14 protein-coding genes and 1 pseudogene are annotated in these 17,544 nt (G+C 72.9%); 4 read left to right on the forward strand and 11 right to left on the reverse strand.

Features of this window, described 5'->3' with window-relative positions; all coding sequences use genetic code 11:
- Positions 1-23 precede the first annotated feature (23 nt).
- Positions 24-1,295, forward strand: coding sequence for a PLP-dependent transferase (locus ABZ848_RS11410; protein ID WP_360829013.1), 1,272 nt, complete (start codon positions 24-26; stop codon positions 1,293-1,295).
- On the opposite strand, the gene ABZ848_RS11415 is transcribed toward ABZ848_RS11410, so the two are convergent.
- From ABZ848_RS11415 to ABZ848_RS11445, 7 genes are all read right to left on the reverse strand, one after another.
- The gene (locus ABZ848_RS11415) at positions 1,243-2,646 is read right to left on the reverse strand and encodes a GNAT family N-acetyltransferase (protein ID WP_360829016.1); all 1,404 of its coding nucleotides are present in this window, start codon (positions 2,644-2,646) and stop codon (positions 1,243-1,245) included. The genes ABZ848_RS11410 and ABZ848_RS11415 overlap by 53 nt on opposite strands.
- Before the next feature lie 146 nt (positions 2,647-2,792).
- The gene (locus ABZ848_RS11420) at positions 2,793-5,468 is read right to left on the reverse strand and encodes a DUF6493 family protein (protein ID WP_360829019.1); all 2,676 of its coding nucleotides are present in this window, start codon (positions 5,466-5,468) and stop codon (positions 2,793-2,795) included.
- Positions 5,465-7,057 (reverse strand): SWIM zinc finger family protein, encoded by a 1,593-nt coding sequence (locus tag ABZ848_RS11425; protein ID WP_360829022.1) that lies wholly within the window; start codon positions 7,055-7,057, stop codon positions 5,465-5,467. The genes ABZ848_RS11420 and ABZ848_RS11425 overlap by 4 nt, the downstream gene beginning before the upstream one ends.
- 138 nt (positions 7,058-7,195) lie before the next feature.
- Positions 7,196-8,779 carry an alkaline phosphatase D family protein gene (locus ABZ848_RS11430; protein WP_360829025.1) on the reverse strand — a complete coding sequence of 528 codons (1,584 nt, stop codon included), beginning with the start codon at positions 8,777-8,779 and terminating at the stop codon, positions 7,196-7,198.
- Positions 8,780-8,966: 187 nt separating this feature from the next.
- Positions 8,967-9,095 (reverse strand): hypothetical protein, encoded by a 129-nt coding sequence (locus ABZ848_RS11435; protein WP_360829028.1) that lies wholly within the window; start codon positions 9,093-9,095, stop codon positions 8,967-8,969.
- Positions 9,096-9,294: 199 nt separating this feature from the next.
- On the reverse strand, positions 9,295-10,125 hold the full coding sequence (locus tag ABZ848_RS11440) for an alpha/beta fold hydrolase (protein WP_360829031.1): 831 nt from the start codon (positions 10,123-10,125) through the stop codon (positions 9,295-9,297).
- Between the two features lie 110 nt (positions 10,126-10,235).
- On the reverse strand, positions 10,236-10,889 hold the full coding sequence (locus tag ABZ848_RS11445; RefSeq protein ID WP_360829034.1) for an NAD(P)-binding domain-containing protein: 654 nt from the start codon (positions 10,887-10,889) through the stop codon (positions 10,236-10,238).
- A 113-nt stretch (positions 10,890-11,002) separates the two neighbouring features.
- Between ABZ848_RS11445 and ABZ848_RS11450 the strand changes: the two genes are divergently transcribed.
- Positions 11,003-12,001, forward strand: coding sequence for an RNA polymerase sigma-70 factor (locus ABZ848_RS11450; protein ID WP_360829037.1), 999 nt, complete (start codon positions 11,003-11,005; stop codon positions 11,999-12,001).
- Here ABZ848_RS11450 and ABZ848_RS11455 read toward each other — a convergent pair.
- Positions 11,910-12,125, reverse strand: a pseudogene (locus ABZ848_RS11455) (DUF1360 domain-containing protein); the annotation flags it as partial. The gene ABZ848_RS11450 and the pseudogene ABZ848_RS11455 sit on opposite strands and share 92 nt — an antisense overlap.
- Before the next feature lie 371 nt (positions 12,126-12,496).
- Here ABZ848_RS11455 and ABZ848_RS11460 point away from each other — a divergent pair.
- Entirely contained in the window at positions 12,497-13,258 is a 762-nt protein-coding gene (locus ABZ848_RS11460) for a GntR family transcriptional regulator (RefSeq protein WP_360829040.1), read from the forward strand.
- A gap of 100 nt (positions 13,259-13,358) precedes the next feature.
- Here ABZ848_RS11460 and ABZ848_RS11465 read toward each other — a convergent pair whose 3' ends face one another.
- From ABZ848_RS11465 to ABZ848_RS11475, 3 genes are all read right to left on the reverse strand, one after another.
- Positions 13,359-14,516, reverse strand: a complete 1,158-nt coding sequence (locus tag ABZ848_RS11465) for an ROK family protein (RefSeq protein WP_360829043.1) — start codon at positions 14,514-14,516, stop codon at positions 13,359-13,361.
- A 165-nt stretch (positions 14,517-14,681) separates the two neighbouring features.
- Positions 14,682-15,344 (reverse strand): response regulator transcription factor, encoded by a 663-nt coding sequence (locus ABZ848_RS11470; RefSeq protein ID WP_360829046.1) that lies wholly within the window; start codon positions 15,342-15,344, stop codon positions 14,682-14,684.
- Between the two features lie 14 nt (positions 15,345-15,358).
- A complete protein-coding gene (locus tag ABZ848_RS11475) occupies positions 15,359-16,513 on the reverse strand; it encodes a histidine kinase (protein WP_360829049.1) in 1,155 nt (384 codons plus the stop codon).
- Positions 16,514-16,621: 108 nt separating this feature from the next.
- On the opposite strand from ABZ848_RS11475, the gene ABZ848_RS11480 reads away from it, so the two are divergent.
- Entirely contained in the window at positions 16,622-17,542 is a 921-nt protein-coding gene (locus ABZ848_RS11480; RefSeq protein WP_360829052.1) for an ATP-binding cassette domain-containing protein, read from the forward strand.
- Positions 17,543-17,544: the final 2 nt, after the last annotated feature.

The following is a 17,544-nucleotide window of genomic DNA, read 5'->3' on the forward strand; positions in this document are numbered from 1 at the left end:
GGCGCCTGTTCACCCTTCCCTGTATGGACTCCACGAGAGCGCTGGCCACGGAGGCCGTGCACGCAGGCCGCGACGACCTCGCCCGCCAGGGACTGCACGCGCCGCCCATCGACCTGTCGACCACCTACCCCTCGTACGACAGCCGCGGCGAAGCCGCCCGCATCGACGCCTTCGCCGCGACCGGGGCCGAGCCGGAGGGCCCGCCCGTCTACGGCCGCCTGGGCAATCCGACGGTCGCCCGCTTCGAGACCGCCCTGGGCCGCCTGGAGGGCACCGACTCGGCGGTCGCCTTCGCGAGCGGCATGGCCGCGCTCACCGCGGTACTTCTGGTACGGGCCTCGATGGGCCTGCGCCACGTGGTCGCCGTCCGCCCCCTGTACGGCTGCAGCGACCACCTGCTCACCGCCGGGCTGCTCGGCTCCGAGGTCACCTGGACCGACCCGGCCGGCGTCACGGACGCCCTGCGCCCCGACACCGGCCTGGTCATGGTCGAGTCCCCGGCCAACCCGACCCTCGCCGAGGTCGACCTGCGCGCCATGGCCCACGCCTGCGGCTCGGTCCCGCTGCTGGCGGACAACACCTTCGCCACACCGGTACTGCAACGCCCCGCCGAACAGGGCGCCCGCCTGATCCTGCACAGCGCCACCAAGTACCTCGGCGGGCACGGAGACGTGATGGCGGGAGTGGTGGCCTGCGACGAGGAGCTCGCGGCCCACCTCCGCCAGATCCGCTTCGCCACGGGCGCCGTCCTGCATCCGCTCGCCGGCTACCTGCTGCTGCGCGGCCTGTCGACCCTGCCGGTGCGGGTGCGGGCCGCCTCCGCGAACGCAGCCGAACTCGCCCGCCGCCTCACCGCCGACCCGCGCGTCACCCGCGTCCACTACCCACGCATCGGCGGCGCGATGATCGCCTTCGAGGTGGCGGGCGACCCCCACGAGGTCATAGCCAACGTCGACCTCATCACCCCGGCGGTGAGCCTGGGCAGCGTGGACACCCTGATCCAGCACCCGGCGTCGATCAGCCACCGGATAGTGGACCCGGCGGACCGCCGGGGAGCGGGCGTGAGTGACCGGTTGCTGCGCCTGTCGGTAGGCCTGGAGGAGGTAGAGGATCTCTGGTCGGATCTCAATCAGGCCTTGGGGCAGCGCCCCGTCAGGGGCGCGGGGCTGCATCGAATTGCGGCTCCGCCGCGGGGCGCGACCAGCCACAATTCACCCGCACCCGCCGACGATTACGTGCCCCCTACGGCGCTTCGGCGCTCACAGCTCGCGCCTCCACATCCAACGTGGCCGTGATGACCAGCGTCCCCTCCTCGACCTGATAGTCGAGCGGCAACCCCAACCCCCGCATCGCAGCCACCATCCCCGTGTTGGACGCCTGAGTCACGGCATACACACTCCCGCACCCCGTCTCGGTCGCCATAGCCACCAGTCGCCGCAACAACTCACTCCCGATCCCCCGCCCCTGCCACTTGTCCTCGACGAGCAGGGCAACCTCGGTCTCGTCCCCGTCCCACAGCAGATGACCGAGCCCGACCAGCCGACCGGACGCGGTCTGTACGGCGAGTGTGCGGCCGAACCGCGGGTTCAACAGATGGTTCAGATACCGGTCCGCGTCCCCGACAGGCCCGTGGTACCGCATCCCCAACGTCCGCGACGAGCACCGCTCGTGCATCTCCCGCGCGGCCTCCAGGTCCCGCGGATCGGCCCGCCGCACGGTGATCTCGTTCCCCTCGGGCAACGTCAGCACGTCCTGGCTGCGCGGCACCCGCGGCCCGAGCCGCGTGTCCAGCTCCACCAGCGCCCGCGCCCGCGCGAACTCGGTCGGGGTGAACGGCAGATACGGCCGCTCCACGCTGATCACTCCACCTTCCGGCGCCCGCAGGCGCATCACGGTGTCCTCGAGAACTCCCTCCACCGGCACGCCCTCCCGGGCCCGCCCGCCGCCGATCGGCACGGCCGGCAGCTGGCGGATGGTGCACCGGCCCAGCAACTGCCGCAGCGCCAGCGGCAGTTCCGCCGCGTCCAGCGCGGTGCGGGCCGCCAGGCCCAGCACCCGCGTCGGCGCGTCCACCAGATCGTGGGCGTCGGCCCGCTCCATCCAGGTGTCCGCACCCCCGGCCGACGAGACCACCCGCGTGAGCTCGGACGCCGCCAGCCCACCCGGGGCCCGCAGCAGGAACTCGTCCACCGTCCCCTCGGCCAGCGGATGCGTCTGCAGGCTGAGGATGTCGACCCGCTCCACGGCGAGCGCCGTGCACAGCGTCGCCAGCGACCCCGGTTCGTCCTTCACCGTCGTCCGCATCCGCCACAACGTGCTCTCCACGGGCACGGTCTCCGGCGTCGCCGCCGCCGTCGACGGCTCGGACGGCCCGGCCTGCTGCCCCTGCGGCAGCGACCGGGCACCGGTATCGCTCACCGGCGGCGCATGACCGTGGCGGCGTGACCACCAGATGTGGAACCCCGCCGTGGCGGCCAGCACGACCGCCGAGATCACCAGCAGCGCCGGCCCGTCCGGGCCCTGCCCGACCAGGTTCGCCACGCCGTCCGCCACGGCCACGGCCGTGAACAGGGCGGCGAGTTCGACGACGTCCCGCCGCCAGTGGTGCACGGGACGTCCGTTCTTCGCACGCGTCACATCAGACATTTCTCGACTCATGCAGCCACTGTGAAGGAAGGGTGTTGCGTGATCACGAACGCCTTGTGACTGCCGGGTAAAGCATGGTTATGTACCTTTTGTTGATCTTTTTACGATTGTCTTGCGGGCGGCGGGAGGGTCGGTGACGGCGCTGGTCAGGCGGCCACCTCCAGGGCCAGCGCGCTCCGCAGCCGCCGCGCCTGAGACACCAGCCGGGAGGAACCGCGCCGATCCGCCGCCTGCGCCAGGTGGGGTATCTCACCCCGCGCCCCGCAACGCTCGGCCGACTCCGCGGCCACCGCCAGCAGCTCCCCGAGCCCACGGGCCGACGCCGCCGAGCCGCTGTCGCTCCCGCCGACGGCGAGTTCGGCGAGCAGCACCGGCAGGGTGTGCCGCAGCATCTCCCAGATGCTGGTGTTCGCCCCCGTCGCCGCCGCGGTCCGCGCCGACTCGGCGAGCCGCAGCGGCTTCACGGCCCCGCGCCGCACCAACTGGCCCAGGTCCGCACCCAGCCGGGCCGCGTCGAGCTGCCCCCGGGCCGCCAGGATCAGCAGCGCGTCCACCGCGGCGAGCCGGTCCTCCGAATGCCGCGCACCGAGCCCGTACGCCAGCCCCAGATGCACGGCCTCCCCCGCCTCGCCCCCGGACTCGGCGAGCAGCGGCAGTACGGCGGCGGCACCCCGCTCGTCGTGCACGGCACCGGCGGAGAGGTCCGGCAGCAGACGTACGGCGACGAGCTCGCGCCGCTCGGGGAGCAGGGCCAGCCAGTGCTGCCGTATGCCCTCGCTCCAGTGGTAGCAGTACGAACGCTCCCGCACGCCGCTCACCGGGCGGCCGAGCGGCCGGAACTCCGCCGGGAAGTCCTCCTGCAGAGCCAGGAGTTCACCGCATTCCAGCAGGATGCGATTGCCCGAGATCTGTCGTCCGGTCCTCGGCGCCGCGAGCCCGGACGCGCTCAGCCAGTCGGCGAGCCTCGTGCCTTCGGCGGTGCCGAGGGCGGCCGCGCGCTCGGCGGCTCGTTTCGATGCCGCCCGGTCCGAGCACCGCACCCGCAGCAGCGCCTGCGCGAAGTCCGCCTCCGAGACACGGGAGCCCAGGCGCCGGTACTCGTCCAGACGGTCCACCAGCTCGTCCGGCTCCAGAAGACCCGTGCTCCACATCGGGGTCGACAGCAGGAACGGCAGCGGCTCGGTCCGCAGCCTGTACGCCACTTCCCACAAGCGTGCCGCGAAGGCCCGGGCCAGTGCGGTGTGACCGCATTCACGTGCCGTGGACCCGTGCTGGACGAACCTGTGCAGCGTCCCGAGGGGCACCTTTTCGCAGAGAGCTGCGAGGAGGAGGTCCAGACCGTCCGCCGCCGTCGACACGGCGAAGTCGCTCCTGTTGAACCGGCCTCCCCGGTATGGCCCGTCCGGCGAGTCGGCGTCGTTCCACCAGCGGCGCGCGACCACGGGCCCGAGTGCCTCCAGCAGCCCCTCCCGATCGTGGAACGCATGGCGCACCAGCCCGTCCAGTACCCGCTCGAACGCGGCCACGCCCGGCTCGGACGCCAGGGCCGCGCCGACCTCTTCGGCGACCTCGACCGCGGAGACCGGCGCCGGGGCGAGGCGGGCCGGCTGCGGTGCGGGCGGCAGGATCTCCTCGTACACCAGGGGCTCGGGTGCCGCCGGAGTGCTACCCAGGAGCTGTGCCGCCCGGGCGCGCAGAGCCGGGATCAACTGCTCGGCGGCGACGGCCAGTTCGCCCCGAACCTCGGCGCTTTCGAGTTTCTTCAGGTGCCGTTCCGCCAGTTTCAGCGCCCGCTCCTGCACGTCCGAGTCCTCGTGGCCGAAGGCCTGCGCGACGACGGGCAGCAACTCGTCGACCGTGGCGGTGTCCCGGGTGAGCACCTTGCCGAGCAGTACGAGCTGGGCCCGCACGAGCTTCTTCTCGGTGCGGAACAGCACCGCGTCCGACATCTCCGCGAGTTGGCGGGTCGTCAGCTCACTGTCGAGGGCAAGTGCGGCCAGCACCGACTGGGCGTGCGACGCCACCGGCGAAACCGCGTCGGAGGCCAGGGCCAGCCAGTCGCCGGTCCGCTCCCGCACCTCGTCCGGTTCGAGGTCGAGCAGCTTCAACAGGCGGAGGAACACCCGGAGTTCGGTGTTCGTGCCGCCCCGCAGCAGGCGGGACACACAGGCGTCGACCATCACCTTGCGGTCCAGCACGCCCTCGGCGGTGAGCCGGGCCAGCGCGCCGGTCCAGGTGTCCGGGCCGTCGCCGTGCGGCCACTCGAGCTGCCCACCGATGTCGCTCGTCTCGAAGAGCGCGGCCACGAGCTCCGGCAGATGCGGATCCCGACGCAGCCGGTCAAGCAACGTGCCGCCCTGCCGCCAGGCCCAGCCCAGGTGACCCATCCAGCCCCGCACATACGCGTCCGTGGTCGGCACCGGGCAGCCCGACAGCCGCACCAGCCCGGACATCAGCTCGTACGGCACTCCGGACGAGGCGGGCCGCTCGGCGAGCCGGTGGGTGAGGTCGGCGAGCCACTCGGGGGAGCGGTCGCCGAGGATGCGCAGCAGCAGGGCCGGCGAGGTCTGCGACCAGCGCATGTCGGCCGCGGCGATCCAGGCGGCGACGGCCGCGGCGCCGGTCTGGCACGCCACGCCGGCCGCGTACAGCGGCGGGTAGGCGCGGCGGGCGTCCGCCTCCCAGGGAGCGGCCCGAAGCTCCTTGCGCAGTGCCTTCAACTCGGGGAGGAGGGACCGGCGTTCGGCGTCCGTCATCTCGTCGAGCAGGCTCACCACCTCGGGCGTCCGCCCCGCCCGCACCGCTTCCATCAGCGAACTCATCGCACACCCCCGTCGATCCGAACCGTCCCCGGCACCGCGCGGGCACCGGACTGCTGTGCCTTGCCACCGGGCTGGTCCGCCGCGGCACCGGGCTCTTCCGCCACGGCACTCGCCTCCGCCACCGCGCCGCCCGGCTGCCTCACCGCCGCACCCGCCTCCGGCACCTCGCCGCCCAGTTGCCCGGCTGCCGCACCCGCCTGCACCACCCGGCCGCCCGGCTTCCCCACCGCGGCTCCCCGCCGCACCATCCGCACAGCCAGCGCGTGCTTGCACGGCCCGCGCCCGCCCCGGTACTTCGCCCACCACAGGCAGCTGCAGGTCAGCACCCCGGCCTCGTCCCGGACCCGGTGCACATGGCCGTCCTCAGCTGTCACCGTCCCCAGGGTGCCGTCCAGGGCCACCGCGCCCGTGGCCACCAGTGCCCGGGCCGAACGCAGCCTGGGGTTGTGGCGCTCCACGCGCTCGGCGTCGTACGGGAGTTCGCGGTGGAAGTAGGCCGCCTCCGCCGTGTCGTACCCGACGCGGCCCGAGGTGCCCAGGCGGACCAGTGCCGCCCGGACCCGCTCGGTCGTCAGGCCCGAGGCCGTGGCGAGGTCGGCGATGTCGATGCGCGGCTCCCAGGCGAGCAGGACCGAGATCAGCTCCGCGTCCTCGGCCGCCTCGTCGGTGGCGAGCGCGTCGAGGACGCCGCCCTCGCCGGAGAACCCGCGCGAGGCGTCGGGCGAGAGGGTGAGCGTGAGGCGCATCCCCGGCAGGACCGCTTCCCAGGCGCTCGCCGTGGAGGCAGCGTCGGTCACCGTCGGGCCGTACACCCGCAGGGCCGTCGCGTGCCGCAGTACGCGCTGGAGGGCGATCAGCCGCTCCGGGCCCGGCAGGCACACCGCGCCCGGTACCGCGCGGGTGGTCGGGCGCAGGGTCCGGCCGGCCGGCACCACCCACCGCGGACCGGTCGAGGCGCCCCGCCCACCCCCGCGGGGCAGGGCGCGCAGGAACCGGACCGCGTCGGCCGCCGGCAGCTCGGCCCGCAGGTCGAAGCCGGCCGCGATCACCTGGGCCTCGGCGAAGCCCCGCAGCCAGCGGTCGGGCAGCGGCACCTTCTTCTCCACGACCGGACCGTCCAGCGTGGTCACCGCCAGGTCCTCGGGACCGACCCGCAGATGCAGGGGATCGTCCGAGCCGATCCGGGAAAGGGCGTCCCGCAGCGGGTTGTTGACGTCGACGTTCGTCGTGCCGTGCCCGACCTCGCCACCGTCAAGGCCCGACTCCAGCACGTCCAGACGGGCGTAGACCCCGCCGCAGCCGGAGAAGGACTCGAAGCGCAGCCGGTCGCCGTTGCCCGTCACCACCGGGTCCAGCGAGGCGCGCAGCTGCCGCTGGTAGTAGCGCGCGGCCGCCACGTCCGCCACCGCGAGCAGCCCGGCGGCGGCCACCTGAGGAGACGTCAGGAAGCCTGCGAAGAAGCGGGGATGGTCCTCGGCGCCGGTCGGCGTCGCACCCCGTGAGGTCTCGAGTCCCAGGCGCCGACCGCTCGCCGACGACTCCAGCACGGAGGGTCGGCGATAGGCCACGGCCTGCAAAGATCGCGTCATGGAAAAACCGTAGAGGCGACCACTGACAATCGCTCCGACCTGCGAAAACACCGTGCGGGCGGTCGAGTTCGGGAACGGGACAGGGCCGCGCGCCGGGGGATGACGCCGGTGCGCGGCCCTGCTGAGAGGGTACGGGAGTTACTGGCCGACGCGGCCCGGCTGCAGCGTCTGGGTGAACAGCACCGTGCCGTCGTACTCGCGCAGACGGACCGTCAGCTCACCGCTGTCGCCGTCGATGTCGACCTCGCCGAAGAACTGGTAGCCGTCGGCCGGCGAGACGTTGGCGACGCTCGGCGCCTTCACGAACACCCGGTCCGGGCCGAACGTGCCGTCCAGCGCGTTGGCCTGGAAGGCGCCGGCGTTGAGCGGACCCGATACGAACTCCCAGAACGGCTCGAAGTCCTTGAACGCGGCCCGTGACGGGTCGTAGTGCTGGGCCGAGGTGTGGTGCACGTCGGCCGTCAGCCACACCGTGCCGGTGATCCGCCGGTGCTTGATGTACCGCAGCAGCTCCGCGATCTGCAGCTCGCGGCCCAGCGGTGCGCCCGCGTCGCCCTGGGCGACGGCCTCGAAGTTCGCCTTGCCCTCGACCGGGTCGGGCACGACCAGGCCGATCGGCATGTCCGCGGCGATGACCTTCCACACCGCGCGCGACCGGGACAGCTCGCGCTTGAGCCACTCCAGCTGTTCGGCGCCCAGGATGCCCTGCGGGTCGACCGTCTGGTTGTCGGGGGAGTTGGCGTTGCGGTAGGTCCGCATGTCGAGCACGAACACGTCCAGCAGCGGACCGTGGTTGACGACGCGGTAGATCCGTCCGTCGGGGCGGCCGCTGATGGTGCCGATGGGGAAGTACTCGGAGAAGGCATGCCGGGAGCGCAGGGCCATGTCGTCGAGCTTCGTGCCGGCCGGGTAGGGGGTGCCGGTGCCGATGACCTCGCCCGGGTACCAGTTGTTGCGGACCTCGTGGTCGTCCCACTGGATGATGCTGGGCACCTGGGCGTTGAACCGGCGCAGCGCCGAGTCCAGCAGGTTGTAGCGGAAGTTGCCCCGGAAGTCGTTCAGGGTGACGGCGACGTGCGACTTCTCCTCGGTGGTGACGTTGCGGTACAGGCTGCCGTCGGGCAGGGCCTGCGTCGCCGAGATCACGCCGTCGGCGTAGATGTTGTCACCGCTGCACAGGAAGAAGTCCGGATCGACCTTGGCCATGGCGTCGAAGATCCGGTAGCCGCCGATCGACTCGTTGATGCCCCAGCCCTGGCCCGCCAGGTCGCCCGACCACACGAACTTGACGCCCTTGCGCCGCTTGGCGGGCGCCGTGCGGAAGGTGCCGATGACCGGCTCGCCGGTGCGGCGCGGGTCGTCCGGGTCGGCGAGCAGTACGCGGTAGTGGATCTGCTCGCCCGAGGGCAGCCCGTGCAGCCGGGTCGTACCGGTGAAGTCCGAGCCCTCGCCGAGCAGCGGGCCGTGCCATCTGCGCGGGTTGCGGAAGGACTCGGTCGCGGACGTCTCGACGACCATCCGGGCCGGCCGGTCGGAACGCACCCACACCAGACCGGAGTCGGTGGTCACGTCGCCCGCCTGCACGCCCCAGCCCGCCTTGGGCCGCCCCGACAGGGCGAACGCCGGGGCCGCGCCGAGGGCCGTGGGCAGGGTCAGGGCCGCCGACGCGGCGAGGGAGCCGCGCAGGACGCTGCGGCGGCCGGGGAACGGACGGTGTGACATGGATACGCCTCCAGGACGGGATCCGGCCAAGTGTGCGCTGCCACAACTACTGGTGCGCCGCAGCGCACACGGAAACCACAAGTGAACAACTGACCGCGGGGACAAGGGAACAGACACGCGGCCAGGGGGATGCCCGTGACGAAAGGGACGAGCCCACCGGCTGCTTCGCGCGCGCGTCACCCCGTGGTCATACGGCCGTCGCCCCGGCCATCAGCTGTGCACCCGCGTGGATTCGGGCGGCCGACTGGTGCGCATAACCCAGGACCAGCCGTACGCCCTTGCCGACCTCCGACTCGGCACGCGCGCGTGCAGTCACTGCCACCCTGGTCGGGGCCACGCGCGCGGAAGCGATCCGGGGGCCCGCAGCGGCTCGGGAGTGCGGCGATGACGTGCAGTCCGGCCTCATCCCGGTCGCCGCCCGCACCGACTCCCACGGCCCCGCCCAGGCCGTCGGCGCCCTCGGCGGTCCCGGAAGCGCCCTGGGATCGGGCGCGTTGACCCGCAGGCCCGCCGGGTCAGCGGCTGCCGTCGAGGATGACGCGGGCGACCAGCGCCGGGTCGTCGTTCATCGGGCAGTGGCCGCAGCCGGGCAGCCGGACCAGGCGGGCCCGGGGGATGATCTGCTTGGCGCGCACGCCCTGCCTGCGCACGAGCAGCATGTCCCGGGTGCCCCAGGCCACCGTGACCGGCAGTCCCGGGACGTCGTCGGTGAACCGGACGGTGCCGCCCGCCCGGAGGGTGTCGTCGAACCCGGTGGCCTGGGCGAGCGCCAGCGTCTCGGCGACCACGGCCTCGGGTGAACGGCGGCCGGGGCGGGCGTAGATGGTGCTCGTCAGCATGGTGCGGCCGGCCGCCGAACGGGACAGCTGCTCGACCAACGGCAGCGGCAGCCGCCGCGAGATGCGGCGCATCGCGAGCAGGACGCCGAACGCGTAGCGCCGCTCCGCCTCCGACCAGAATCCCGCCGGTGAGAGCGCCGTGACGGACCGGACGAGCTTCTCGCGACCCAACTCCAGGGCGAGCAGCCCGCCCAGCGAGTTGCCCGCCACATGCGGACGGTCGAGCTCCAACTCCTCGCAGAAGGCGCCGAACACGGCCGTCGTCGTGGGCAGGTCGTAGTCGAGCCCGTCCGGCAGTCCGGGGGACACGCCGAAGCCGGGCAGGTCCACCGCGATCACGTCGCGCTCGGTCGCCAGGATGTCCACCACCGGGTCCCAGGCCTGCCGGTGGTGACCGATGCCGTGCAGCAGGAGCAGCGGCTCGCCGCGGCCCACGCGCGCGTAGGAGACGGTCACGGGCTGCGGGCCGCGTGGGGAGGGGACCTTGAAGGAGACGGTGGCGGACATGGGGGTGCTCCTCGTCTGGGGCTCGCTGACGGACGCCGTGTAGACAGCTTGTCAGCAATTGCTACCGACGGGTAGCCCCCGGATTCGTCGACCTCACCGCGGTACCGCCCTCAACGCGCCCTGCGGACCTCCAGGTTGAACTCGGCATGCCCCAGGTTCCGGAACAGGTCGAGCCACAGGGGCAGCAGCATCTCCACGCTGCGTGCCGAGCGGATGCCACCCAGGTCGAGCACCCGGTGCGGCGGCCAGCCGAACTCCCCGAGCATGCGCGTGACCTGCTCCTTGGCGTCCGCGTCATCACCGCAGACGAACACCTGGTGCTCGCCCGGCACCAGCGAAGGCTCCACCATCACCTTGCAGTTCACGGTGTTCAGCGACTTCACCACCCGCGCGTGCGGGAACGCGCGCTGAATCCGCTCGCCCATGCTGTCGGACTCCACGGGGTCCAGCCGCAGCTCACCGTCCTCGAACGCCATCGGGTTGGAGACGTCGAGGACGACTTTTCCGCCCAGGTTCGCCGCACCGGCCGCCTCCAGGGCCGCGAGCGCCACCTGCCCGCCCACGGCGACCAGGACCACCTCCGCCGACGAGGCCGCCTCCGCGAAGGTGCCGGCCCGCGCACCCGCACCGGTCTCGCGCGCCCACTCCAGGGCGGCCGGATTGTCCTTCGTACGGGAGCCCAGCGTCACCTCGTGGCCCAGCTCCGCCAGTTTGCCACCGAGGGTCCTGCCCACCTCGCCCGTGCCCAGAACCGCGTACCGCATGGCAACCTCCGCACGTCCGGGCCGCCGACCGCCTCGGCGACTCGCGGTCATTCTGCTACCGGACACGCGGAATTCTCCTAGACATGCCCGGACCCGTCGCATGGGATGGGCCCGTGACGACCGACACCGAGACCGACGTCTTCGAAGAGCACCGCCCCGTCCTGCTGGGAGTCGCCTACCGCATGCTCGGACGGGTGGCCGACGCGGAGGACGTCGTCCAGGAGGCCTGGCTGCGCTGGTCCGGCGCCGACCGGAGCGACGTACGCGAACCGCGCGGCTACCTGGTGCGCGTCACCACCCGGCTGGCCATCGACCGGCTGCGCCAGGTCAAGGCACGCAACGAGGCGTACGTCGGCCCGTGGCTCCCCGAGCCGTACGTGACCGACTTCGGCGACACCGTCCCGGACACCGCCGAACGGGCCGTGCTCGCCGACTCGGTGTCCCTCGCCGTCCTGGTCGTCCTGGAGTCCCTGTCACCGCTGGAACGGGCGGTGTTCGTCCTGCGCGAGGCCTTCGGCTACCCCTACGCCGACATCGCCGTGATGCTCGACCGCGGCGAGCCCGCGGTACGCCAGCTCGCCGGGCGGGCCCGCAAGCACGTGGAGGAACGGCGGCCGCGGTACGACGTCGATCCGGGCCGGCGCCGCGAGCTCACCGAGCGCTTCCTCGCCGCCGCGGGGGAGGGCGACCTGGAGGGCCTGATGGCGCTGCTGGCGCCCGACGTACGCCTCGTGGGGGACAGCGGAGGCAAGTCGCGGGCGCCGCTGCGGATCCTCGAGAGCGCCGACAAGGTGGGCCGGTTTCTCATCGGCGCCGCCCAGAAGGGCGTACCGGACCCGTCGTACCGCTTCATGGAACTCAATGGTGGCCCCGCACTCGTCGTCCTGTCGGCGGACAAGCCCGACAGCGTCTTCCAGCTGGACGTCTACGAGGGCCGCATCCAGGCGGTCTACATCGTCCGCAACCCCGACAAGCTGCACACGCTGGTGACCGACCAGCCCGTGTCCCGTACGAGTCTCACGACACCAGGTCGCCGACGGCCCGGCGCAGGCCCGTGCCGCGCGGCTCGTCCATCACCTCCGCGCCCTGGCCCTCGGCGCTGCGGCGGGTGAACGGCGCCCGTACAAAGCTGGTGATCTTGTCGTTGGGCAGCAGCCGGGACGTCTTGTACGTCGCCGCGCCGAGCAGCGCGACGTCCCACGGCGGCACCCGCGCGGGCAGCGCCGCCCCGCGCCGCCCTGGAGCGCCGACCGGACCGTCCCGCCGAGCGGACGCCGAGTTCCCCTGGCTGTGCCGCCCACACGCGGGGGCGGGCCGTGTGGGCGGGGCGTGCGGTGAAACCCGGGCCGGGAAGCGTCCATGCCGACGGCGTCCGTGGCGCGCGGGCGCGAGCCGCACCCTGAACGGTTCCTGACGCCGTTCCGCACCTGGGTAGCGGCGGAACCGGAGCCTCCACCTCGCAAGCGCTTTCTGAGTGATCCCTATGGGATCGAGGATTGGTCTTGACCAAGGGTTTGGGCCGCCCTATGGTCGCAGATAAGTGCAACAACCTTTAATAAACAAGGGCGCTAAAACGCCGCCGGACCACGGCGATTGCGGAGGACAGGGTGGGGACCACGCAGCTGGAATCGGTGCCGGAACCGAAGTACTGGCATCTCAAGACCGTGCTCAGTGAGGCACTGGACTCCGAATTCTCCGTGGGCGAGATCCTGCCCAACGAGCGCGACCTCGCCGCCCGCTTCGGCGTCGCCCGCGCGACGCTGCGCCAGGCGCTGGAGCAGCTCGAACTGGAGGGCAGGCTGCAGCGCCGCCGCGGTGTCGGTACGACCGTCGCGCCGCCGCGCGTGGGCGTGGCCGTCGGCAGCGAGCAGCACGCCTGGCCGGGGGACGCCCGGGACGACTGGCAGTCCGTCGACTGCACGGTGACGGCCCCGCCCGCCGCCGTCGCCGCCGCACTGGAGACCGGCCCGGACGAGGCCGTGCACACGGTCCGCCGCTCGCGCGTCTCGCACGGCCAGCCCGTCGCCGCCGAACTGCTCTACGTCCCGGCCTCGTCGGTGCCCGACCTGTCCGCCATAGACGCCCCGTCCGGACCGGCACGCGCGCGTGGAGTGCTGCGCGAGCTGCAGCGGCTGGAGCTCGACGGCCGGGAGAGCGCCGTGGAGCTGGGCTCCGCCCGCGCGGAGGACGCCAAGGAGCTGGACCGGCTCCCGGGCGCGCCCGTCCTCGTCGTCACCACCCGCTTCCTCGCCGACGGCCGTGTCGCCGCCCTCTCGGTGGCCACCTACCGTGCCGACACCTGCCGTCTGACCTTCGGTGACTCGGGTGGCGTGGTGATCGACGAGGGGCCGGAGCGCCGGGCCTCCTGACGCGAATCCTCAAACGCCGTGCGCCCCGGAACTCCTCCGGGGCGCACGGCGTTTCAAGAACAGAGGCCCACGGGGAGCGGCCTCGACCACCCGGCGTCCGTCAGCGCCGAGCCGTCGCCGTGCCCTCGACCGCGAAGAGCTGTTCCTCCACATGGTCGAGGGCGAGCCGCAGCGCGCCCGTCGCCACCGCGGCCTCGCCGAGCAGGGACAGGGCCACCTTCGGCGGGCGCAGACAGTAGCGGGCGAGCTCGCGGCGCAGCGGCTCCAGGACGCCGTCGAGGCCGGCCGCCCAGCCGCCGACGACGACGAGCTCCGGGTCCAGGGCGAGGACCAGGGCGGCGACGTCGTGCACGAGGCGCTGGATGAAGCGGTCGACGGCGGCGCGGGCCCGCTGGTCGCCCTCGCGGGCCTGCGCGAAGACCTCGGCGACGGCCTGTTCGTCGAGCGGATGGAGCGGTTCGTCCGTGGTCGACAGGAGGGTCTCCGGGGTCGCCTCCCGGCCCAGCAGATGCAGCGCGCCGATCTCGCCGGCCGCCCCGCCGTACCCGCGGTGCAACTGCCCGCCGATGAGCGAACCGGCCCCGGGGCTCAGCCCCGCGAGCACCATCACGACGTCGTCCGACTCCGTCGCGGCACCCTTCCAGTGCTCCGCGACGGCCGCGGCGTTGGCGTCGTTCTCGACCAGCACCGGGCACTTGAAGGACCGGCTCAGCCGCTCGCCCAGGTGCAGCCCCGTCCACTCGGGCAGCGCCGTCCCCAGCCGTACCGTGCCGTCGGCCTCGACGATGCCCGGCGTCGCGACCCCCACCGCCCGCAGGGAGTCGCGCGGGACGCCGGCCCGGCGCAGCAGCTCGGCGACCGCCGTGCGCAGCCGCTCCAGGCGCTCGTCGGCCGACGCCGTCTCGTCGACGTCCTTGGCCTGAGCGCCCAGCACCCGCCCGTCCAGATCGGCGAGGAGCGCGGCGACCCGGTGCGGGCCGATCTCCAGGCCCAGCAGATGACCCGCCTCGGCCCGGAACCGGAACCTCCGCGCCGGGCGCCCCTGACGCCGGACCACGCTCTCGTCGGCGGCCTTCTCGACGACGTAACCGGCCTCGATGAGGCCCTCGACGACGCCCTCCACCGTCGGCCTGGACAGTCCGGTCACCCGGGTGATCTCGGTCAGCGTCGCGCAGTCCGTGGCGCGCAGCGCGTGCAGCACCACGGCGGAGTTGATCCTGCGCAGCAGCGAGGGATCCCCGCCGGTCAGCCGCCCCACGGTCCGTCCTCCCAGCTTGTGCGCGTGTTGGCCGGATCGTACAGGGCGCTCCGCTGGGTTGGGCCGCGCCGGGTCGTATTTTGTCTGCGGCGCCGTTGTGGCTGGTCGCGCCCACGCGGCGGAGCCGCAAATCGATACAGCCCCGCGCCCCTTAGGGCGCTCCAGTCACCCCGGCGCCACGAATCCCGACTCGTACGCCGCGATCACCGCTTGTGTGCGATCCCGCGCTCCCAGCTTTGCCAGGACGGCGCTCACGTGGGACTTGACCGTCTCGGTCCCCACCACCAACCGCGCTGCGATCTCCGCGTTGGACAGGCCCCGGGCCATCAAGCGCAGTACCTCGGCCTCCCGTTCGGTCAGTTGGGCTCTGTCCATCGCCGCTCGGGCCGCCTTGTCGCCGCCGCTCCGGCCGTACTCGGCGGCCAGTTGCCGTACCGAGGCAGGGAACAGGAGGGACTCGCCCTCCGCCACCAGGCGTACGGCGTGGACGATCTCGGCCGGGCGGGCGCGCTTGAGCAGGAATCCGTCGGCGCCGGCCCGTAGAGCCTCGTACACGTACTCGTCGTTCTCGAAGGTCGTCACCACGAGGATCTTGGGCGGCTCGTCGACCGTGCGCAGTACCGCGCGCGTGGCCTCGATGCCGTCCAGCAGCGGCATTCGTACGTCCATGGCGACCACGTCGGGCCGCAGCTGCCGTACGAGCGGGATCACGGCCGCTCCGTCGGCCGCCTCGCCGACCACCTCGATGTCGGGCTGCGCCTCCAGCACGGCACGCAGACCCGCGCGCACGAGGGGTTCGTCGTCGACGAGGAGAACGGTGACCGGCATCCGGCCAGCGTAGATCAACTCAACGGCAGCTCCACCTGTACCTGCCAGTCACCCTCGTCGGGGCCGGTGCGCGCGCGACCGCCCAGCAGGGCCGCGCGCTCGCGTATCCCGCGCAGCCCGCTGCCCCGGCCGGGCCCCGGTATGTCGGCGGTCAGCGGATTGCGTACCTCCAGAACGAGGAGGCGGCCTGTGACCTCGATCCGGACGCGGACGGGAACGGCGCCCGCGTGCCGCAGCACATTGGTCAGCGCCTCCTGGAGGATGCGGTAGCCCTCGCGGGACACCGGCCCGGGTATCGACTCCAGCGGGCCGGACACCTCCGCGTCCAGCTTCGCGCCGGACGCGCGTGCGGACTCCAGGAGGCGGTCGGCATCCGTCAGCGTGGGACGGCTGCCGACCGGGCGCTCCGACTCCTGGAGCACGCCGAGCACGCGCTCCAGGTCCTCCAGCGCGGTCCGGCCCGTCTCCTCGATGGCGGCCAGGGCGCGGTCGGTGAACTCCGGGTCGCCCGCCGTGCGGGCCGCGCCCGCCTGCACCACCGCCACGGTGAGCGCATGCCCGATGGAGTCGTGCAGTTCACGCGCGATCCGGGTGCGCTCCAGGAGCTGTTCCGTGCGTGCCTCCAGGGCTTCGAGGCGCTCGGCGGCGGACGGGCCCAGGAGCCGGCGGGCGACGGCGGTGACCAGCTCGCCCAGGCCGACGACGACGCCGTACAGGACGATCAGCGGCAGCGGTACCAACAAGGCGTAGGTCCAGTGCGGTTGTGCATCGCTGAGGAGCGGGATGTCGTCGGGGACGCGCCCGCGGGCGATCTCGGCCAGTTGGAAGGCGATCACGGGCAGCCAGACGCAGCTCACCGCCGTCGCGCCGCCCAGCGCCATGCGCACCTCGAGCCACAGCACGGTGCGCAGCCGGTCCCGCCAGGTCGCCGCCGGGCTCACGGAGATGCCCGGGTCCTCCTCGCTCGGCGTCAGCAGCAGCCGCGCCTGCACGCCCTCGCCGTGCCGCACCGCCGGGATGAGCCCGGCCGGCACGAGCGTCGCCGCGGGCAGCCACCACGTCGACATGTCGATGTAGAGCCACACGCTGACGATCAGCATCGGCACCCACAGGTGCATCAGCCGTGTGTACGTCGTCCCCCGGACCAACGGGCGCAGAAGGCGGGCCATTTCGTCATCGTGCCAGCCGCCACTGACAACGGGCCTCCCCCGGGCGGGGGAGACGGTCCACACCGGCGGGGGAGGAGCGCACCCCGCCCCACCGGCCAGGCTGCTGCCATGACCAGCATCGACGTCCACGCACTCACCAAGGAGTACGGCGGCAGGCCCGCCGTGGACCACCTCACCTTCACCGTCCGGCCCGGCCGCGTCACCGGCTTCCTCGGTCCCAACGGCGCCGGAAAGTCCACCACCATGCGCCTGGTGCTCGGCCTCGACCGCCCCACCTCGGGCTCCGCCACGATCGGCGGCCGCCCCTACGCGACACTCCGCGAACCCCTCCGCCACGTCGGCGCCCTGCTCGACGCCGAGGCCGCGCACGGCTCGCGCACCGGACGCGACCACCTTCGCGCCCTGGCCGTCAGCAACCGGATCCCGCAACGCCGGGCCGACGAGGTACTGGAGGAGACGGGGCTCGCCCCGGTCGCACGGCGCCGGGTGAAGACGTACTCCCTGGGCATGCGACAGCGGCTCGGCATCGCCGCCGCGCTGCTCGGCGACCCCGAGGTCGTCATGCTCGACGAGCCCGCCAATGGCCTCGACCCCGAGGGCATCATCTGGATCCGCGGGTTGCTCCGCAGGCTCGCGGGGGAGGGCCGGACGGTCCTGGTCTCCAGCCACCTCATGAACGAGACCGCGTCCTTCGCCGACCACCTCGTCGTCCTTGGCCGGGGACGGCTGCTGGCCGACACCCCGATGCGGGAGTTCATCGACGCGCGCGTGCGGCCGCGGGTGCGGATCCGTACGACCGACGCGACCGGTCTCAAGACCGTGCTCAGTCGGCATGGTTATGACGCCGTGGAGCACGAGGAGGGGCGCTGGACCGTGGACCACGCGCGCGTGGACGACATCGGCCGCCTCGCCTCCGGCGCGGGTGTCCCGATCCTCGAACTCACCACGGAGGAGGGCACGTTGGAGCAGGCCTATCTCGACCTCACCGGCTCCGAAGCCGAGTTCACCGCACAGCACCAGGAGGCCTGACC

The sequence above is a fragment of the Streptomyces sp. NPDC047081 genome, from assembly GCF_040643775.1.
Taxonomy (GTDB): domain Bacteria; phylum Actinomycetota; class Actinomycetes; order Streptomycetales; family Streptomycetaceae; genus Streptomyces.

Excerpts from the sequence above, each read along its gene's own strand:
- ABZ848_RS11410 (WP_360829013.1), top strand. The coding sequence starts at position 24 with ATGGACTCCACGAGAGCGCTGGCCACGGAGGCCGTGCACGCAGGCCGC.
- ABZ848_RS11415 (WP_360829016.1), bottom strand. The coding sequence starts at position 2,646 with ATGTCTGATGTGACGCGTGCGAAGAACGGACGTCCCGTGCACCACTGG.
- ABZ848_RS11420 (WP_360829019.1), bottom strand. The coding sequence starts at position 5,468 with ATGAGTTCGCTGATGGAAGCGGTGCGGGCGGGGCGGACGCCCGAGGTG.
- ABZ848_RS11425 (WP_360829022.1), bottom strand. The coding sequence starts at position 7,057 with ATGACGCGATCTTTGCAGGCCGTGGCCTATCGCCGACCCTCCGTGCTG.
- ABZ848_RS11430 (WP_360829025.1), bottom strand. The coding sequence starts at position 8,779 with ATGTCACACCGTCCGTTCCCCGGCCGCCGCAGCGTCCTGCGCGGCTCC.
- ABZ848_RS11440 (WP_360829031.1), bottom strand. The coding sequence starts at position 10,125 with ATGTCCGCCACCGTCTCCTTCAAGGTCCCCTCCCCACGCGGCCCGCAG.
- ABZ848_RS11445 (WP_360829034.1), bottom strand. The coding sequence starts at position 10,889 with ATGCGGTACGCGGTTCTGGGCACGGGCGAGGTGGGCAGGACCCTCGGT.
- ABZ848_RS11470 (WP_360829046.1), bottom strand. The coding sequence starts at position 15,344 with ATGCCGGTCACCGTTCTCCTCGTCGACGACGAACCCCTCGTGCGCGCG.
- ABZ848_RS11475 (WP_360829049.1), bottom strand. The coding sequence starts at position 16,513 with ATGGCCCGCCTTCTGCGCCCGTTGGTCCGGGGGACGACGTACACACGG.
- ABZ848_RS11480 (WP_360829052.1), top strand. The coding sequence starts at position 16,622 with ATGACCAGCATCGACGTCCACGCACTCACCAAGGAGTACGGCGGCAGG.